17 protein-coding genes are annotated in these 19,973 nt (G+C 39.2%); 4 read left to right on the top strand and 13 right to left on the bottom strand.

The window, feature by feature from the left end; genetic code table 11:
- Window position 1: 1 nt before the first annotated feature.
- From LDM93_RS00085 to pheS, 8 genes are all read right to left on the bottom strand, one after another.
- Window positions 2-802: an efflux RND transporter periplasmic adaptor subunit gene (locus tag LDM93_RS00085; RefSeq protein WP_223889817.1), complete on the bottom strand. Its 801-nt coding sequence runs from the start codon at window positions 800-802 to the stop codon at window positions 2-4.
- Entirely contained in the window at window positions 799-2,160 is a 1,362-nt protein-coding gene (locus tag LDM93_RS00080) for a TolC family protein (RefSeq protein WP_223889816.1), read from the bottom strand. The genes LDM93_RS00085 and LDM93_RS00080 overlap by 4 nt, the downstream gene beginning before the upstream one ends.
- A gap of 230 nt (window positions 2,161-2,390) precedes the next feature.
- Complete coding sequence (serA, locus tag LDM93_RS00075) at window positions 2,391-3,980, bottom strand: phosphoglycerate dehydrogenase (RefSeq protein ID WP_223889815.1); 1,590 nt, start codon at window positions 3,978-3,980, stop codon at window positions 2,391-2,393.
- 167 nt (window positions 3,981-4,147) lie between these two features.
- Window positions 4,148-5,800, bottom strand: coding sequence for a 30S ribosomal protein S1 (locus tag LDM93_RS00070; RefSeq protein WP_223889814.1), 1,653 nt, complete (start codon window positions 5,798-5,800; stop codon window positions 4,148-4,150).
- Window positions 5,801-5,967: 167 nt separating this feature from the next.
- Window positions 5,968-7,248 carry a 3-phosphoshikimate 1-carboxyvinyltransferase gene (aroA, locus tag LDM93_RS00065; protein WP_223889813.1) on the bottom strand — a complete coding sequence of 427 codons (1,281 nt, stop codon included), beginning with the start codon at window positions 7,246-7,248 and terminating at the stop codon, window positions 5,968-5,970.
- Window positions 7,245-8,096, bottom strand: a complete 852-nt coding sequence (locus tag LDM93_RS00060; protein ID WP_223889812.1) for a 4-hydroxy-3-methylbut-2-enyl diphosphate reductase — start codon at window positions 8,094-8,096, stop codon at window positions 7,245-7,247. The genes aroA and LDM93_RS00060 overlap by 4 nt, the downstream gene beginning before the upstream one ends.
- A 2-nt stretch (window positions 8,097-8,098) precedes the next feature.
- Window positions 8,099-10,432 (bottom strand): phenylalanine--tRNA ligase subunit beta, encoded by a 2,334-nt coding sequence (pheT, locus tag LDM93_RS00055; RefSeq protein WP_223889811.1) that lies wholly within the window; start codon window positions 10,430-10,432, stop codon window positions 8,099-8,101.
- Window positions 10,429-11,421: a phenylalanine--tRNA ligase subunit alpha gene (pheS, locus tag LDM93_RS00050; protein ID WP_223889810.1), complete on the bottom strand. Its 993-nt coding sequence runs from the start codon at window positions 11,419-11,421 to the stop codon at window positions 10,429-10,431. The genes pheT and pheS overlap by 4 nt, the downstream gene beginning before the upstream one ends.
- Before the next feature lie 203 nt (window positions 11,422-11,624).
- On the opposite strand from pheS, the gene LDM93_RS00045 reads away from it, so the two are divergent.
- On the top strand, window positions 11,625-11,978 hold the full coding sequence (locus LDM93_RS00045; protein WP_223889808.1) for a histidine triad nucleotide-binding protein: 354 nt from the start codon (window positions 11,625-11,627) through the stop codon (window positions 11,976-11,978).
- A gap of 403 nt (window positions 11,979-12,381) precedes the next feature.
- Here LDM93_RS00045 and LDM93_RS00040 read toward each other — a convergent pair whose 3' ends face one another.
- Window positions 12,382-14,217, bottom strand: a complete 1,836-nt coding sequence (locus tag LDM93_RS00040) for an ABC-F family ATP-binding cassette domain-containing protein (protein WP_223889807.1) — start codon at window positions 14,215-14,217, stop codon at window positions 12,382-12,384.
- Window positions 14,218-14,344: 127 nt separating this feature from the next.
- Here LDM93_RS00040 and LDM93_RS00035 point away from each other — a divergent pair, with 127 nt between their 5' ends.
- Window positions 14,345-14,551 (top strand): hypothetical protein, encoded by a 207-nt coding sequence (locus LDM93_RS00035; protein WP_223889806.1) that lies wholly within the window; start codon window positions 14,345-14,347, stop codon window positions 14,549-14,551.
- A gap of 63 nt (window positions 14,552-14,614) precedes the next feature.
- On the opposite strand, the gene LDM93_RS00030 is transcribed toward LDM93_RS00035, so the two are convergent.
- The gene (locus tag LDM93_RS00030) at window positions 14,615-14,848 is read right to left on the bottom strand and encodes a hypothetical protein (protein ID WP_223889805.1); all 234 of its coding nucleotides are present in this window, start codon (window positions 14,846-14,848) and stop codon (window positions 14,615-14,617) included.
- 60 nt (window positions 14,849-14,908) lie between these two features.
- On the opposite strand from LDM93_RS00030, the gene LDM93_RS00025 reads away from it, so the two are divergent.
- Complete coding sequence (locus LDM93_RS00025) at window positions 14,909-15,115, top strand: DUF1450 domain-containing protein (RefSeq protein ID WP_223889804.1); 207 nt, start codon at window positions 14,909-14,911, stop codon at window positions 15,113-15,115.
- Window positions 15,116-15,118: 3 nt separating this feature from the next.
- On the opposite strand, the gene LDM93_RS00020 is transcribed toward LDM93_RS00025, so the two are convergent.
- Window positions 15,119-15,580: an OsmC family protein gene (locus tag LDM93_RS00020; RefSeq protein ID WP_223889803.1), complete on the bottom strand. Its 462-nt coding sequence runs from the start codon at window positions 15,578-15,580 to the stop codon at window positions 15,119-15,121.
- 163 nt (window positions 15,581-15,743) lie between these two features.
- The gene (locus tag LDM93_RS00015; RefSeq protein WP_223889802.1) at window positions 15,744-16,496 is read right to left on the bottom strand and encodes a DUF481 domain-containing protein; all 753 of its coding nucleotides are present in this window, start codon (window positions 16,494-16,496) and stop codon (window positions 15,744-15,746) included.
- A gap of 142 nt (window positions 16,497-16,638) precedes the next feature.
- Here LDM93_RS00015 and LDM93_RS00010 point away from each other — a divergent pair, with 142 nt between their 5' ends.
- The gene (locus LDM93_RS00010) at window positions 16,639-18,078 is read left to right on the top strand and encodes a YdiU family protein (RefSeq protein WP_223889801.1); all 1,440 of its coding nucleotides are present in this window, start codon (window positions 16,639-16,641) and stop codon (window positions 18,076-18,078) included.
- 15 nt (window positions 18,079-18,093) lie between these two features.
- Here LDM93_RS00010 and argH read toward each other — a convergent pair whose 3' ends face one another.
- Window positions 18,094-19,482 (bottom strand): argininosuccinate lyase, encoded by a 1,389-nt coding sequence (gene argH / locus LDM93_RS00005; protein WP_223889800.1) that lies wholly within the window; start codon window positions 19,480-19,482, stop codon window positions 18,094-18,096.
- Between the last annotated feature and the right edge of the window lie 491 nt (window positions 19,483-19,973).

The raw sequence follows: 19,973 nt of genomic DNA, 5'->3' as shown, positions 1-19,973 counted from the left end.
CCTACTTGATCATAATTTTGGTATACATACCAGGATAAACAGAAGAACTCTTCTTCCTATCAAATTTTATTTTGATCTTAAACTTGTGTGTCATGGGGTTTGAACTTGGGATAATAGAAGTGATTTCACCCACCGTGCTAAAACCGATAGAAGGTATCGAGATATCAGCTTTTTTACCTAGATGTATGTATTTTAATTGTGTTTCACTCACTTCTGCTACGATGGTCAATCTACTCAAATCAGTTAACGTAACTGCCGGCATACCGGGAATTGCCATTTCTCCTTCATTCAGGCGTTTATCGACAATAACCCCATCATTTGGTGCATGGATCTTCAAATAATTGTACTGATTTAAGACTTCATCTTTTTTAGCCAATGCTTGTTTCACCTGTTGTTCGGCAATGGTAACCATATCTTTAAGATTTTTAGCAGAAAGTTGCAACATTTCAAACTCATATTTGGAAACCATTTTCTTCTTATAAAGTCTTTCATGTCTTGCAAGGTTGGTAAGCACATTATTATATTGATTTTTATTCATCTGCAGAGAAAGCCTGGCTTGAGAAATAGCCAGATCCACTTGTCTCTCTGCAGACTCTATCTCTTTTGAATCTATCTCATAAAGAAGTTGTCCCTTCTTCACTATGTCACCCTCAGACACAGCCATATGTTTTACATAACCCATATAACGGCTGGTGATCATCTTTTGATTATCAGAGATCACAGAACCGCTTAATTCGATTTCTATTGCATGTGCAGAGGTGACCATCAGTGCCAATACAATGATACTAATCAATTTATTCATACATTTCCCCCTGTATTTAAAATACTATTGAGTTCAAAGATCTTGGTATTACGTTCATTCTTTAAAGTAAGTAACTTAAGTAATACTTCCAGCTCCTTGGATTGCTTCATTAAAACATCTGAAATAGAAACAATACCCTCTTTATAGCGTGAACGGTAATTTTCATAGACTTTTCTTGCAAAACGTAATTGTTTTTGATAATTCTTTACATCTGCATTCTTACTTAAAATTTCTGTTTCAAGTTTTTTGACCTTCAATCCAATACCCGATTTAGCCAGTGAAACTTCATTTTGTACTTTCAGATGATTCACTTTTGCTTTTTCAAGATTTGCAGCATCGATACCGCCATTGAATATATTCCATTTCAACTGGATCCCTACAGTATAGGAGTCTTTGTCTCTAAATTCATTCCACATTTCATCATCTGCACTTCCATATTCCCCAAAGGCACCGATCGTAGGGAGATAATTCGCTTTTTCAACCTTCATGGCCATTTGAGTGATCTTTAACCCTAACAGTGCTTTTTGTATATCTATATTATTACTTTCAAGTTCTTCGGAAACAATCTTAGGCATAGGTGCCATTTCATTGACCTTTTTAATAGAACTCACTTCTTCATTTAATAAAAATGAAAGAAATTGATACGCAAGATCCCTGTTGAGCTTGGCTTGGTTATACATACTTTCAGCCTCGGACCTGCGAGCTTGCACTTCAAGGAGATCGATCTCCTGTGCATACCCTTCTTCACCCATACTTTTGACAATAGATTCCAAATGACTGATATTTTGAATGATCTTGGAAAGATTTAAAATATAGTTGTCTACCAATGAAATGTCATAAAATGCTTTCTTTGTCTGAAATATCTTTTCATTCATCAATTTTTGTGTATCCCATTGGCTCATACGATGTAAAGCATCCGTAATTCGTCCATATTCTGATAACTTACCACCGGTATACAGAGGCAGCATATAAGAAATTTTTGTCTGATAGTGGTTTCTCGTTTCTGGGTAATTTAAAGCACTAGGTGGGGTTATGTAATCTGGTCCTGATGGACTACTCAGAGATGTCACAAATTCTTCTGCACCAAAATCACCAAAGTTTGCTTCACGACTCTGCAATTTAAAGCCAAACACATTCCCTGCATCGTTTGATCGCATACCTGAAGCAGAAACATCCAACTTACCATAGTGATTCCCTTTGGCAGCAGCGGTTTCATAGGCTTTCATTTGTTCATTAAAATGGGAAATTCTTAATTCAAGATTGTTGTTTTTTAGCATAGAAATAGCCTGATTGAGTTCCAGGTTATTTAACCCAGCCAATAGCGGCCATGAGAAAAGAAAAATGAGATACTTTTTCATAAGAGACACTCCATTTATCCAAAATTATATTATATTATAACCAAAGTAACACACTCTATACGATAGAGGCTATAATAATAAGAAACAATTATATCTATTATAACCTGATACAATAGTTAATCTATTTATTTATAGTACTGATCCATAGAGGACTAACTACAAATTATAAGAAATAAAATAGGAATAAAAAGTGGGAGAGGATGAAACTAAGTGGAAGACCCACTTAGTTTTTAAAGTGTCGCGTGAGAAACGCTAATACATGCTTCTAATGATGCGAGTTGTTCGAGAAGTTCTTTTTTAACTTGGCCATCTACACGTACAACAGCCAGTGCTTGTTTCTTGCTGTCACGTCCCAGTCTAAAGTCAGATATATTCAGACCATTTTCTGCCATGATCCGACCTACATCACCGATCACGCCCGGAGTGTCTGTATTTCTAAAGAAGACCATTGTGCCTTTTGGCTCAACATCCAAGATATAATCATCGATCTCAATAATGCGTTGTTCAGTGTCATCAAATACCGTACCAGCAATAGAAATTGTTCCTGCAGCTGTTGTCAGTTTGATACCGACTTTATTGGTAAATCCACTGTTATTTGGTTTTACTTCTTTTGTGATCTCTATGTCGCGTTCTTCTGCAACGAATTCAGCATTGACATAGTTTACTTGATCACCCAGAGACTCTGTAAGTACACCTACCGTTGCAAATGTACCCATAGATTCTAAATATTCAGCCACAGGACCAGCTCCACTTACCTTAATAGACTTCACAGCACTTTTTGTGACCTGTGCAGACATATGACCAATCTTTTGAATAAGTTCCAGGTATGGTCTTACAAAATCAGGCAGTTCATGTTCTTTAATAGGTAAATTCAGTGCATTCGGGTATGAAATACCTTTTGCGGCTGCGATCGCATTTTCAGCTGCCTGAATCGCAATATTTTTTTGAGATTCTTTAGTATTTGCCCCAAGGTGAGGTGTCACAGTCACATTCTCAAGATCAAGAAGTGGGTGGTCTGTCGCTGGTTCTTTGTTAAATACATCGATACCTGCCATTGCGATCTTACCTGAAGTAAGCCCCTCTAAAAGTGCATCTTCATCATAAAGACCACCTCTCGCACAGTTAATAAGGATCACACCATCTTTCATCTTCGCTATCTCTTCTTTACCAATCATACCGATCGTTTCAGAATTTTTAGGTGTATGAATCGTAATGATATCACATGCTAGAATATCTTCAAAATTCTTAGTGTATCCGATATCCAGGTCTGTAGCTTTACTTGAATCAATGTATGGATCATATGCGACAATATCCATTTCAAATGCTTTAGCTCTTTTTCCTACACGTGATCCGATATTACCAAAACCGATGATACCAAGTTTTTTGTCTTTAAGTTCCGTACCATACCAATCCTGTCTTCTCCATACACGGTCAAGCTTAAGATTATTATGTGCATAAGGAAATGTTCTTACACATGATAGCATATGAGTCAATGTAAGCTCAACTGCTGCGATAGTGTTCGCCGTAGGCACGTTCATAACAACAATACCCTGTTTACTAGATCCAGGGATATCTACGTTATCGACACCAACACCGGCACGTACTACTGCTGTTACTTTTTTAGCTTGTGCTAAAAATGCATCATCTACATCTGTAGAAGAACGTGTGATAGCAACATCTGCCAAAGGGATAAACTCAGCAAGAAGCTTATCTTTAGGCTCATCTGCTGCATTTATAAATTCTATTTCACTATCATTAGCAAGAATATCCAATCCATCTTGGTGGATATGGTCACAAACAACAATCGTCTTTTTTGACATCTTATAACCTTTATTTCTGTGAAAATTTAAGTACCATAAAGTACGGGAGGATACGACTAATCGTATGAACCACCTACTGAAGGCAACTCAATATTAAGAATCAAATAAGGAGATATGTTTAAGTACACATCTCCTCATTTTGATAGTTTGAAGCTTTACTCTAATAATTATCTTTTAAATTTATCGCCAAATGCATCACCGAGAGTCATGCTGTCATCTTGTTCTTTATTAAGCTGATCCATAGCTTCTCTCTCTTCTTGACGCTCAAGTCTTTTTACAGAAACTCTGATTCTATCAGAGTCAGCATCGATAAAGCTGATCACACCTGTAATTTCCTGACCTTTTTCAATCTCGTCAAACTTGAGTGGATGAAGATCTTCTGTTCTGATAAGCGCGTCGATGTTGTCTTCAAGTGAAATAAACACACCGAAATCTTTTTTATCTTTTACTGTTCCTGTTACGATAGAACCATTTTTATGCGTTTGAGCAAATGCTTTTACCGGCGAATCTTCAAGCGCTTTTTTACTCAATGAGATCTTACCTGCATCTCTGTCAATTTTGATGATCTTCACTTCAACTTCATCACCGACTTTAAGTTCAGATTTTGCATTTTTTGATTTATCCCAAGAAATTTCTTGATTGTGAAGAAGACCTTCAACTGCACCAACTTTTACAAAGGCACCAAAATCAGTGATTGATGTTACTGTACCAGTGACTACATCACCTACTTTGTTTTCAGATGTAAATGCATCCATAGGTTTTGGCAGAAGATTTTTAAGGCTCACTCTTAATCTTCTACCCTCTTTATCGATCTCGATCACTTCAACATTAATGTCTGAATTAAGTTCGAGGTAGTCTTTCGGGTGTTTAACATTTTTATCCCAAGAGATTTCAGATACATGAAGGAATGCTTCAAGATCTTCACCAAGATCAACAAATACACCATAAGGTTCAATGTTAGAAACTGTAGCAGTAACAGTATCACCAACACCGATAATTGAATCAATGTCAGCCCAAGGATCAGGATTTGCATCTTTAATAGAAAGTGAAAGGTGTCTTTTCTTTTTGTCATAGTCTAGTGCTACAACATTTACTACATCACCTTCAGAAAAGTATTTAGATGGGTTCACTGGACCTTTATGAGAGATCTGTGAGTAGTGAACAAGACCGTCAATACCGCCAACATCTACAAACATACCATAAGAAGTGATTTTCTTGATTGTACCAACTACTGGTTCTTTTTTCTCAAGAAGTTCAGCAACTATCTCATCTGTTTTTGCTTTATCACGCTCAATAAGTTCTTTTCTAGAAACAACAACTGAACCTTTCTCTTTATCTACTTTTACGATAACCGCTTTTACTTTTTTACCTGTAGGGTCAACTTTTGAAGAAAGGTAAGAAAGTGTGCGTGGCATGAAGAATTCTAGACCATCACAGTCAACAACATACCCACCTTTGTTTGTTTTCGTTACAACACCTTCGATGATATACTCTTGGTCTTCATCATACTCAGCGATAAACTCATTGAGTGCTACTCTGCTTAATGCAGCTTTGTGAGAAATACGACCTCTTCCCATAGTAACAACATCTATAGTATCACCTACGTTAAACGCAAGGTTACCCTCTTCATCTTTTAGTTCATCAAGTGTAAGAGTTGCATCTCTACCACCACCGATGTCGATCACTGCTATATTATCTTTTTCATCTATTTTAACAACTGTACCTGTAACTAAATCACTTTTTGACTCTGACTTTTTAAACGATTCCTCGAGCATCGCCTCAAAATCTACATCTTCTATTTCGATATCTTCGAACTTCATACCTATCCTTATGTGTGCCTAATTTTGCGTTATTATACCTTTTTAACCATAAATATGGCTTATAGAAAAAGTATCATAAGCTATACTGACACAAGGCCAATTTCGCCTCTTTGCCCAAATAACGTGATACCTTGGTATGTTTGTAATACTATTTTTATTTGGTTTTTTTAAGAAGAAATACTCTCAAGTACTTCAAAATATGTAGGGAAAGTTTTGGCTGTACATTCAGGTTCGTTGATCGTTACAGAAACTGGGTCGAGTGCTAAAAGTGAAAAACACATGGCCATTCTATGATCATCATAGGTGTCTATCGCTGCATGTTTAAGTTTCTTTGGTGGTGTGATTTTTAAGTAGTCTTCACCCTCTTCGACCTCTGCTCCAACCTTGCGAAGTTCAGTTGCCATGGCAAACAGTCTATCTGTCTCTTTTACCCGCCAATTATAGATATTTCTAAGCGTTGTCGTACCTTCTGCAAAAAGTGCTGTGGTCGCTATGGTCATTGCAGCATCAGGAATGTGGTTGAAATCCATATCTATGGGATGCAGTTCACCCCTGCTTACAGCTACATAATCATCACCCCACTCTACGATTGCACCCATTTTTTCAAGGACATCAACAAACTGTACATCACCCTGGATACTCTTTTTGCCGATACCTGTCACTTTGACCGTACCGCCTTTGATCGCAGCAGCAGCTAGAAAATAAGACGCAGAAGAAGCATCACCCTCTACCATAAACCTCTCTACTGCTTTATAGGTTTGTCTACCTTTTACTTTAAAGGTTTGATAATTGTCATGCTCTACCTCTACACCGAATTCTTTCATAATATGCAGGGTAATATCGATATAAGGTTTAGAGACAAGTTCCCCGATAATAGAGATAGTCATATCCTCTTTTGCCAGAGGGGCAGCGAGCAGGAGTGCCGTTAAAAACTGACTTGAAATCGCACCGTCGATCTTCACATCACCACCAGAGAGCCCATCAGCTTCTATCAAAAGAGGCGGATATCCTTCATTCTCTTGATAGCTGATCTTTGCACCTGCTTCTCTCAAAGCATCTACCAAGTGTCCTATAGGTCTCTCTTTCATACGGGGCTCCCCCGTAAGCAGATAAGAACCTGTACCCAGACACAATGCCGCACAGAGTGGTCGCATCGCTGTACCTGCATTTCCCAAAAAGAGTTCCTGCAGGTTTGCACTGTGTATCGCTCCTGCATTACCGATGACGGTACATTCTGTTTTGTCTTCAGAGAGGGTATAGGTGATACCAAGCTGTTTCAGGGCATTGAGCATATGTCTGGTATCATCACTCTCTAAAAGATTGGTAATATGTGTAGTCCCTTCAGCCAATGCAGCAAGCAGTAATGCTCTATTTGAAAGACTTTTGGATCCCGGGAGATTGATCTCTCCAGCTATTTTAGAAATGGGTTTGAGCGTTAATGTGTTCATATAACCTCATCTACTTTCTTCATTTCTTGTATCTTGTTGATCACGTTTTGTACGATCCAGTCAGGGGTAGAAGCACCTGCAGAGATACCACAAAGTGCTTTACCTTCAAACCAACCGGCTTCAAGTTCGTTTTCATTCTCTATGAGGTAACTGTCTTTACAATCGCGTTCACAGATACTATGCAGTTGTTTGGTGTTAGAAGAGTGTTTCCCACCAATGACTATCATAACATCAGCCTCTTTAGCCAGTTCTGCTGCAGCATCCTGGTTTTCAAATGTTGCATTACAAATGGTATTAAATACCCTGATCTCTTTACGTGTTGCCATCAATGCTGTCACGATCTTTGCAAAATCTTCAGGTTTTTTTGTGGTTTGGGAAACAACAGCAACCTTCCCTTTAAGAGGAAGTGCTTCCAACTCTTCAGGTTCAAGCACGATAAACGCATCCTCAAGATCTTCCGCATAACTCACTACGCCTTTGATCTCTGGATGTTCCTTGTCACCGAATATCACGATACTGTAACCCTCTACACTCATCTTTTGTACAATATTTTGTGGGGTCGTGACATAAGGACAGGTTGCATCTATCACTTTATGATCTTGACTTTTTAACACAGCCAATTCATTTTTAGGGATACCATGTGTACGGATCACCACAGCAGCATCCGTCTTGATATCTTCAAGACGTTCAGCAAGGCCGATGTTGAACCCTTCTTTCAGTCTATTAATCTCATCCTTATTATGGATCAGTGGACCATACGTGACAGATCCTCTGTGTTCTTCAGCTATTTCAATCGCTCTTTCCACGCCAAAACAAAATCCATAACTAGAGGCTAATTGTATTTTCATCTTTATCTCAATTCTGCTTTACATTCTGTCTCAAGTGCAGTCATGATATGTCCCATCACTGCTTCTATATCACTCTCTTCCAGTGTTTTTTCCATAGCTTGAATAAAGAAACGTACCGTAAGACTTTTCTTATCACCCAACTTTTCATCCTCGTAGATATCTACGGGATAGCTATCTCTAAGCATCGGAAGTTCAAGTGCATTGAGTACTTTAGCTACTTCATAGTAGTTCAAAGATTTATCGATCACTACAGAGAGGTCTTTATAAACACCTTGGAACTTAGAGATAGGTGTTGCATTGATATGCTTAGGCAATAAGGCATCAAAATCAATCTCCGCGATGAATGTCTCAGGAATACCAAAACTTTCCTGCACTGTTAGATGTAACTTTGAAATGAATCCGCACACTTTTCCATCTACAATGATATTTGCAGATTGATATGGATGGATAAGACCATTTTCATAAGTACAAGGTACCAGTTCAAATGCACCGATAACTGCACCTACTTTTTGGGTAAAAGAGGCAAAGTCGATCATCTTCGGTTTCCCGGCATTTCTTACATTTTCACTCTCAACTTGTCCGGAAAAAACAAAAGCGATCACTTCACGCTCTTCTCTCTTACTTCCAAATACTGCACCTATCTCAAACAGAGGAATCGATTTTTTACTATAACTCACATTACGCTTTACTGCATTAAGCAAGTTAACCAAGATCGTTGATCTCAATGTATTGAGCTCTTCTGCGATAGGATTAGCGAGCTCAAGTGTTTCCTCTAACGTAGAAAAACCACATTTTTCCAAAAGAGATCTTTCAGAAAATACATACGATACATTCTCATTGAATGATACACCTACTGCACGGTTCTTAAACGCTTTTTTTGCTTTATATCTATCGGTTGTAGCATTAAGACGCGGTTTTTCAGCAAAAACAAAAGGTTTGGCTTCTATGTTATTGATCCCAACGATACGTACGATCTCTTCTGCGATATCCTGTAAATGCTTAATGTCATGTCTAAAGTGCGGTACCACTGCAGCAATAAGATCATGCCCCATAGAATTGATCTCAAATCCAAGTTTATGAAGAATGGTTACGATCTTTCCTATTTCAATATCCATACCAATGATAGCAGAGATCTCTTTTGCATCTACGATAACAGTTTCATGCTCTTTTTCAGCACTCACGATCAGTGAACCTTCATAACAAGAGATATCTGTATAATTGTCCATCATAGAAGCCAAGAACGATAACCCGAAATAGAGATCAGGATTGGAACCTCTTGATGTCTTGTAATAAAGTTCATCCGTTGTCAAAGAAGTGTTCGCAACAGCCTCCACTAACGTATCAGGATTGATATAGCTGGCTTCTATCAAGAGCTCTTTCGTCTTATCATTTGCTATGCACTCTTCTTCTTGCAGCACACCTACGACAGAAAGTACTTTCTCATTTCCGATGATCTCGATAATACCTTTTGCTTTTGCTACCGTCTGTACAGAGATCTTATTTTCCTCATTACGGAATATTTTACTGTTATAGGCACGTAACACTACGCCTGTGGTATGCGTTGCATATGCCAGCATACTTGCAAGTTTTCCTTCGGCTTCTACACCTACCATGGCTAAACGTAACTGTACAAGGAAATTACTGGAAATATTTTCTATCGTTGCCAGTTTATAATGGAGATCGGCATCCATTTCACCTGTATGGTGAAGCTCTGCTTCTCTGGCGATACCCAGTTTGATCTTCTCTTCTTGTTTATATTCAAACGTTTTCAACTCAATATCAAGTGCGGTACTCAAGTCTCTTGCCACACCATAAATGCTTAGACAATCCCCTCTGTTGGCAGTCAGTTCAAGCTCGATGAGTGTGTCTGCTACCTTTTCATAAGAACATAACTCTTTACCCGCTTCAAGTTTACCGATACTTTCATCCAGTATCATGATCCCTTTGCCCGTATCGGGTAAGCCAAGTTCAGAAGAAGCACATACCATACCTTCACTCTCGACACCACGGAGTTTCGCATGTTTGATCTTAAAGTCACCAGGGAGTACAGCACCTATCGTTGCTACTGCCACATATTCTGCATCCACTACATTAGCTGCACCACAGACGATCTGTCTTGTTCCGCTTCCCACATCTATCTTACATACATTGAGTTTATCTGCATCAGGATGTTTTTCACAAGAAAGGATCTTCCCTACCACTACTTTTTCCGCTATCTCTATTTGAGTCAGACTGTCAACTTCCAGTCCTATGGAGTTAAACGTTTCATAAAGCTTCTCGTTAGACACATCACTAAGGTCTATAAATTCATTTAACCAACTTCTTGTTACTATCATCTAAACTGCTCCAACAAACGAATATCACCTTCAAATAAAGATCTCAGATCAGGTATTTTATGCATAAGCATTGCAAAACGCTCCACACCCAAACCAAAGGCATATCCGCTCACATCTTCGTATCCTACTGCCTTGAAGACATTCGGATCAACGATCCCGCATCCAAGCACTTCCAGCCAACCTGTATGTGAACAGACCCTGCATCCTTCACCTGCACAAAAGATACAAGAGATATCTACTTCAGCAGACGGTTCGGTAAACGGAAAGAAACTCGGTCTGAAACGTACTTCAACATCCCCAAACATATACTGTAGGAAATCTGTCAAAATAGCTTTGAGGTTTGCAAAGCTCACTTTACCTTTCTCATCGACCACAAGACCTTCAACCTGATGGAACATAGGTGTATGCGTCAAGTCATAATCACGTCTGAACACTGTCCCCGGAGCGATCATACGAATAGGAGGTTTGGTCTCCATCATCGTACGTATCTGTACCGGAGAAGTATGTGTACGTAAAAGTCCGCCATCCTTAAAATAGAATGTATCCTGCATATCACGTGCAGGGTGGTATTTAGGCAGGTTAAGGGCTTCAAAGTTATGGAAGTCATCTTCCACCATAGGACCGCTCTCCACAGCAAAGTTCAACGCTACAAAATAGTCAATGATCTTGTCCATCGTCTCCATCACCGGATGCAGTGCACCTTTTTGTGCCAGTGTGCCATACAGTGAAACATCTATCGCTTCACTTTTAAGTACTTTCTCTATCTCTTCAGACTTAAGCACTTCGTAACGTGCATCAAAACTTGCTTGCAATGCGGCTTTACTTTTGTTCAGTCCCTCTGCAAATGCTTTTTTCTCTGGTCCGGGTACATCTTTCATCTTAGCAAACTCTGCTGCTAAAACACCCTTCTTCCCAAAAAGCTCAACACGTACTTTTTCTAATGTTTCAAGCGAATCAGCCTGAACAATTTTCTCTTCTAAATTTTCCATTTAACCTCTATATGACTTCTGTGTATTGTTGTGATTTTATCTAAAAATTACTAACAATGGGATTTATTACTACTTATCTGTGTTATACTTTACCTCTATGAAACTTAGAATCACACTAAAAATATCCTTGCTTGACAGGGGTATACACAAGTTGATATGATAAGAAAAAAAGAAAATAAATCAACCGATTAAAGGAGCACGGCATGTGCATATTCTGTAAAATAGTAAACAAAGAAATCCCCAATAACACCGTCCATGAGAGTGAACATTTTTTAGCATTTCATGATCTCTACCCTAAGGCACCAATCCATATTCTTATCATCCCGAAAACACATGTAGATTGTTTTCAGGATGCCACACCGGAGACCATAGCAGGACTCACCAGTTTTGCACAGGAAGTCGCGACAAAAGTGGGTATCGATGAATCAGGTTACAGACTCATCACCAACAATGGTCCAGATGGAGGACAAGAAGTATTTCACCTCCATTTCCACCTGTTAGGCGGAGGAAAACTTACCTGGGATCACAGCCACGAAGATCCGCATAAGAGTTTATAAAAACTCTTTTGGGGAATTAATTTCCTTCATCTAAAAAACTCCCTCAAAATTGAACTTGAGGCTTTCTTTTCCCTTTACTTTTCTAGAAAAGTAACAAAAGTCGTTACTGTTCTCAAATCGCTTCGCTTTCAAGGGTGTTCACAGTAACAGAGCACACTGCGTGTCATTGAATAGATAGAATTTATTAATTAAAGTTTTTATACTTTAGAAAGTGAATACGTGACGATAGTCCAGATAATAATAAAACATTGTCGTGGCGAACGCCCTTGAAAGCGAAGCGATTCGAGAGCCACGACGCTTTTTTGCTTCGTTTTTTCTAAAAAAATGAAGGGAGAAACAACACCATAAGTAGACCTTTACGGGAATTTCCTAAATTATAAAAATTAAATGCATAACAAATCAATTATGCGTCTATCTCTTCAAGCTTGAGTTCATACTCAGCCACGATCTCATCATCTTTTTCCGTAGCTATTTCCAAACGTTCGAACAGTGCATCCACTTCCTGCTGTACAAGACCTACTTCACGTGAAAGTTCCATAATGACAGCGTTGTCACCAGAGTTTGATGCTTTTTCAAGCTCTGCATTTTTAGCCTCAAGTTCTGCTTCAAGCCCTTCAATTTTTTCTTCACAGAGCTTTATCTCTTTCGTATAAGGCTTACGCAGTTCATTACGTTCCTGTATCACAGCTTTACGCAGTTTCTTGCGTTCTTTATGGTTGATCTTAGGTTTCTTCTTTTTAGGTGCTGCCCCTTCTTCCTCTTCCCAACCTATCTTTTCCAGAAATTCATCATAGGTACCCTCAAAATACTCTGCACCACCCTTATGAAAGATAATAAGCGCGTCAGCCAATCTTCTTAACAGCATCTCTGAGTGCGTGACCATAATGAGAGAACCTTCAAAGTCTTCTATGGCATCTGCCAGAGCATCAATGGACTGCATATCAAGGTGGTTGGTGGGTTCATCAAGGAAGAGAAGATTTGCGGGTGTTGCGATGATCTTTCCTAGCATGACACGGCTGCGCTCTCCTCCGGAAAGTACTTCTATCTTTTTATCCGCAAGGTCTCCTGAGAACATCATACGCCCAGCAATACTGCGTGACTCTGGTATACCTATATCTTTATTGACTGAAGCGATCTCATCAATGATCGTTGATTTGACATTCAGTCTTTCGATGTTCGTCTGTCCAAAGTGCGCGAATGTGGTAGAAGGATGAAAGTCAAGCTTCCCCTGTTGGAGTGGTAATTCTCCTGCAATGTAATTGAGCAGCGTTGACTTACCCTTACCATTCTTACCGATAATAGCCAGACGTTTACCCTTCTCCATAGCAAAAGTAATGCCTTGAAACAATGGTTCTTCAGGGTTGTACCCAAAGCCCAGATCTTCTGCACGGAAAATGACTTTTGCAGGTGTCTCCTTATATTTGAAACTGAATGACAAAGTAGCATCATTCTGCAAATCTTCCATGTCATCCATCTTGTCCAGTTCTTTTTGCTTGGACTGTGCAAGTGCAGCTGTAGATGCTCTGGCTTTATTACGTGCGACAAAGTCTTCAAGTTCTTTACGCTTTTTATCTTGATTTGCCTTGGTTTTTTCATACGTTTCATCTTCCATCTCAAGTGTCGAGTAGTACTTATAACTGTCACCCTGCACCAAACGAAGTCCTTTACGCTGTATACCCATCGTATGGGTCGTCACAGCGTCCATAAAGTCACGGTCGTGTGTGATGAGTATCACTTCACCCTCAAACTCCCTAATGAACCCTTTCAACCATCGTAAAGAAGGTAGGTCAAGGTAGTTGGTAGGTTCATCTAGCAATAACATATTGGGCTCTGTTGCCAAAAGTTTCACAAGATTGATACGTATCTGGTATCCTCCGGAAAAACTCATAGGATCTTTCTCCAGATCTTCTGCTGAAAACCCCAGTCCAAAAAGCAGTTTTTCTATCTTATAAAAGTTCCATTGTTCATCTTCAGGAAGTACCAATGCACACTCTTCACGTACTGTAGGTTCTGTAAACACAAGATGTTGTTTAAGTGTACCTATCATGTAGTTCTTGGGAATACTTACATCTCCGGAATCATAACTCTCTTCACCAAGGATGATCTTAAAAAGCGTCGATTTACCAGACCCGTTACGTCCGACAAGTCCAATTTTCTGTCCAGGTGAAAGCTTGAGGTTGACATCTTTAAAAAGGGTTTGTCCCCCAAAGCTTTTAGAGAGGTTTGTAAGTTGTATCATTATATATCCATGTATGGGGCTAATTTGGGTTGGCATTATAGCGAAATGTGTATTAGGTCGTATCATATATGTTTGAAAGTATTATCATCCTATAATAATCATATGATATCTACCAAAAGGATACACAATGAGTGGCAGCAACTTAAAACACTTAGAAAAGATCAAAGACACTATTGACAAATCAGACGCGCTTACAGAAGAAGAAAAAAGCGACTCAATGAAACGCATCGAAGAGTGGTACAGGGAAGATATGGCCTGGGGAACATTTATGAAAGAGTTAAGTAACATTTCACCTACGATCAAAGCACTGCTTGCAGAACTTGGACTTATCTAAAAATCTTCTCTCATGGGTTAGCAGGAGAGAATGAAAAGATCCGCTACATTTTTTATAGGTATGCTATTTCAACTCACCCGCATCCAATTTTGCTTTCAATCCATCAAGTGCTTCTTGCATAATCTCTAAAATAAGTTTTCCTGCAAGTTCATTATCTGCTTCAGGTACATCCCAATCAGTAAACTTTATATTTGCATTAAAAAGTGCATTCACCTCTGCTATGATCTCATTTTTTCTTCTTGCAATATCTTGTTCTACAGGATTCATACTATGTCCTTTTAGTTTATGAGCTAACATTATGATACTCCTCTAAGAGTAAAAAGTATCTGAAGCAGAAAAAATATGCTATAGTAAAATATGAAGATACAGATATGTAAAAAATTCTCGAAGGTCAATAAGCTTCAGAAGAAACTGATAAAGGCATTTCCAGATGACATGGTCATAGTGAAGTCATGTATCAGTATGTGCAAACTGTGTAAGAAACAGCCTGTAGCAAAAGTAGACGGGAACAAACTCAAAGCCAAACGTATCCCATCGCTCATCAATAAAATTGACGAGCTTTAAAAGCTACGAGCAGCAAGCTCCTCCGAAACCGTCTTCAAGCGGTACGCTCATGGAGACAAGTTCTTCTTTGTCAGCGATCTTCTCACCATTTTGTATGATCGTATAACTCACCTTCACTGAATCACGGATAGAGTTCACCGTTGTACAGTAACTCTCTAAAGATGCCCCTATATAACGTTTTGCTTTAGTCGCATCAAATGCCCCGTCAAACGCATAGATGATGTGCATAGATGCAAACTTCATAGGGACAGTCTCTGTTCTCTCTATCTCTGCCTTTACAGAATAATTCGTCACTTCAAAGCCATCCTTTTCAGCCATCATTACAAGGTCTATCCCCGTACATCCTATGACACCCGTCGCGAAATACTCCACCGGAGTGATCTCTTTACAGTCTAAAATATATGAAGACTTGATTGTATTTGCTTTAAATTTTTTCTCACCTAGATACTCTACTGATACCTGCATCTTTATTCCTTTGGATCGTTGATATTTTTATTTGGAGGAACAATAGCATAATGTTGGTAAATATTGTAATAAAAATAAGATCAAACGACCAATATCTATGAGTCATTCAAGTGAAATAGGCCTTACCACGACAACGTGGCAGCGAGAGAAAAGTAAGAGATTGCTATTTGAACTTATATCTCAAATTAATAGTAGAACGGATATCACTTTTTTCAATCTCATGATAGGGTGTTGCATTATAATTGTGATTGATATCAAATGTAAATGTGAGATCTTCCGTTATAATAGTATTGAGTTGTAGGGTTTGCGATATTCTGAAGTCTGAAAACGCTTCAACATTGGGTTGATAAAACCCAAGATAGGTTATGGAAAAGTTTTTATTTATATTTTTTAAAAAAGAGACATAACTGTTCATACGTGTTCGTCTGTATATCGGGTCGAGGGCACTAATTGTATCTGGTTCCGTATAAGAATAAAAAAGACCCAATGCTACATAAAACTTATCAAAAGGAAGGTCTAACTTTTTTCGAATATTGGCCCCTGCCAAATTTCTTTCTTTTATCTCTTGAAACTCATTAAATTCAGTTTGAAGAAAAAATTCATAATCATAGGTGGTATCTATGATGGAATGTACATAACGAAGATGAAACTGACCATCATTTGTATCTTTTAGATCGTTTGATTCTCCATAGGTATAAGAAGCGATAAGATAAATAAGCCACTCTTTTTCACTGTACTCCCCTTTAGCCGCTAATCCGGCTGAACGTGAATCTGTATTACCTGAACTATATTTAGCCCCCAATGAAACCTCACCGGACAAACCCTCTTTCTCTCCGATAACAGGAGGTTCTATATTGATGAAACTATAAGAAAATGTAGTGAGTATAATACAAAAAGAGACAATTTTTTTAAACATGAAGATACCTTAGCGTATAAATTGAGTGTGGAATCATACTATATTAGCTATAAAAGTAAATAGGTAGGATAAAAGAAAGAAAATACCATGCAAAAAGTAAAAGCTTACCTGAACTTAAGCATAACAAATGTAAAACGTTCTTATGACACTTAATGAGCTTAAATTTCAAACTGCATATCTTTCGCTAGATAGCGAATTTTACGATATGACCGATCCCACACCACTTGATGATCCGTATCTGATCAGCTTCAATCCTATGGCGGCAGAACTGATCGATCTTGATAACAACAGCAAGGATGATCCCCGTTTTGTAGCACTGCTCAACGGTACCTTCATTCCCCAAGGGGCACGTCCCTTTTCCATGTGCTATGCTGGGCATCAGTTTGGCAATTACGCACCACGTCTGGGAGATGGAAGGGCTATCAACCTGGGAAGCATCAATGGCTGGCACCTCCAAACCAAAGGAAGTGGAGAGACACTCTACTCACGCACATCAGACGGCCGCGCGGCCCTGCCCTCTTCCATACGAGAATACCTGATGAGCGAAGCGATGCACCATCTTGGCATCCCTACAACAAGGGCTCTTGGTATCATCGGATCGCAAACGAAGATCCTACGAAATCAAATAGAACGCGGCGCCATTGTGATGCGAATGTCACCAAGTTGGGTACGTTTTGGTACGTTTGAATACTTTTACTACTTTAAAGAGTACGATAAACTCAGATCTCTCACAGACTATGTCATCACCGAATCCTACCCGAACTTGCAGGATGACGAAGATCGCTATTATAAGTTTTTTTGTGAAGTCGTTGAGCGAACGGCAAAGCTGATAGCACAGTGGCAAGGCATAGGCTTTAACCATGGTGTCATGAATACAGACAATATGTCCATCGCAGGTCTCACCATCGACTATGGGCCTTATGCCATGCTGGATGATTTTGACTACGGATTTGTCTGTAACAAAACCGATAAGGCAGGCCGCTACAGCTACGGTGACCAACCCAATGTCTCTTACTGGAACCTCACCATGCTCTCCAAAGCACTTACTCCGATCATTGATAAAGAGAGAATGCAAAAGAAACTCGATGATTTTGGTAACTTCCTCTACCCTGATGCCTATATCGATGTCATGCGCGAAAAACTGGGACTGGCTGTAAAACTGGATGAAGATGTTGAACTCATCAAAGATCTCGTAGGCACACTGCAAGACTCCTACGTGGACCATACTCTTTTCTTCCGAACTCTCAGCCGCTATGACGGTGACAGAATGCCCCTCTTTGATATCGCCATGAATCCTGTACCTGTCGACGGCTGGCTTAACCTGTATGATAAACGTTTGTCAAAGGAAACCCGCACACAAGATGAACGCCAAAAAGCGATGTTAAAAACCAACCCGAAATATGTCCTGAAAAACTATATGCTCCAAGAAGCGATAGACCTTGCGCAAAAAGGGGATTTTTCTATGGTAGAGACACTGCTGTATATCGCAGCTCATCCATTTGACGAACTGCCAGAGTTTGAACATTTTGCTGGGGAGACACCAGAAGAACACAAAAACATCTGTCTCTCCTGCTCGTCATGATGACGATAAGGAGAACTACTTTTGTTTATCTAACCAATCCTTCAAACTCTCAACCTGCTCTAAAGTTCTCACAGTAGCAGTTCCGCCTTCTGACTGGCGGGCATTCATAGAAGCACGGTTGTCAAGGAGAGCTACTACACCTTCACCTATACGTTCGTCTATGCTTTGCAGATCTTCCAAAGAAAGTTCAGAGATATCAAGCCCTTTCTCTTCTGCCAAGTTTACTGCATTACCTGTGATGTGGTAGGCATCACGGAAAGGAAGTCCTGCTTCTTTTACGAGGTAATCGGCAAGGTCTGTTGCAGAGAGATGGCCTATCATACATGCGGCTTCCATCTGCTCTGCATTGACTGTCATGTCTGCTATCATCTCCTCGAGTACTTGTAGTGAAAGTGTGGCTGTTCTCACAGAGTCAAATACACCCTCTTTGTCCTCTTGCATATCTTTGTTGTACGCAAGTGGTAAACCTTTCATGACTGTAAGAAGTGCAACCAGGTTACCGTTTACACGTCCTGTTTTTCCTCTGAGAAGTTCAGGGATGTCAGGATTTTTCTTTTGTGGCATGATGGAAGAACCTGTTGCATGACGGTCCGAAAGTGTTACCCATCTAAATTCACTTGCAGACCACAAGATCAGCTCTTCACTCAAACGGCTCATATGCATCATCATAGTAGAAATATTAAAAAGGATCTCTAAGGCAAAGTCACGATCACTAACCGTGTCAAGACAGTTTAAAGTCGGAGCATTGAAGCCCAATTTATCTGAAGTAGTCTGTCTGTTAATAGGGTGTGGTGTACCGGCCAATGCAGCACAACCAATAGGAGAGTAGTTGTTACGCTCATAAGAGCTCATAAAACGCTCATAGTCACGTTTAAACATACTTGCATAAGCCATCATATGGTAACCAAAGTTTATAGGCTGAGCATGCTGCAAGTGTGTCATACCAGGGAGCATCACTTCTGCATTTTCTTCTGCTACATTTACAAGTGTAGTAATGTTCTTTAAAAGCAGCTCTGCAATGGCTTTTGTGTTGTTCTGTACATAGAGTCTGAAGTCAAGTGCTATCTGGTCATTACGGCTACGTGCAGTATGCATACGTTTACCTGCATCGCCAACCTTTTCAGTCAGTCTTCCTTCTATTGCCATGTGGATATCTTCATCATCACCATCAAGTTTAAAGACACCGGATTCTATTTCACCCAGTATCTCATACAATCCGCCTTCTATCTTCTCATAATCCTCTTTAGAGATGATACCCTGTTCACAAAGCATATAAGCATGTGCACGTGAACCCTCTATATCTTCAGCGTAGAGTACTTTATCAAATGGAAGTGAGTTATTGAGATCTTGAAGTAATTGTGAACTCTTTTCAGAGATTCTTGCAGATGCAATTTTTTTAGACATGATTGTTTCCTGAAATGTATAGTTAATTAAGAGTATTTTATCGTAAAGTACGTTTAAGAAGGTTTGGGAGGGATAGGCTCTTCAGTAAAAAGATGACCGGTACCAAGAGAAACAAGGAAGTTGTTACAAATTTTGGACAAGGAGTAAAACTAATCTCTTGGAAAGGGAGATGGTCACCTTTTCTAATAACATTATAAACGATAGGAGTTAATGAGGAGTAAATAAAGTGTTAATCAAAGATTTAAATGTCAAACTTCCAATACAGAATGAATAATAATACGCATAAAATAAAATTTCAAAAGTTTGTAAAAGTAATATAGATAGATAAAGTAAAAAAAGTAATAAATAATTTTTGGGATATTGCTTATATTGATAAGAGTTGATTGATTGTTTAAGAATGAAGTGTGTGTTATAAACTCAAAGTGGCAGCGACCTACATTTCCACAGACGTAGCCTGCAGTATTATCGGCGATGGGAGGCTTGACTTCCAG

It is taken from the genome of Sulfurovum sp. TSL6 (assembly GCF_019972115.1).
Taxonomy (GTDB): Bacteria; Campylobacterota; Campylobacteria; order Campylobacterales; family Sulfurovaceae; genus Sulfurovum.
The sequence above is the reverse complement of the archived record's forward strand: the minus strand, read 5'-3'. Positions and strand labels throughout refer to the sequence as shown.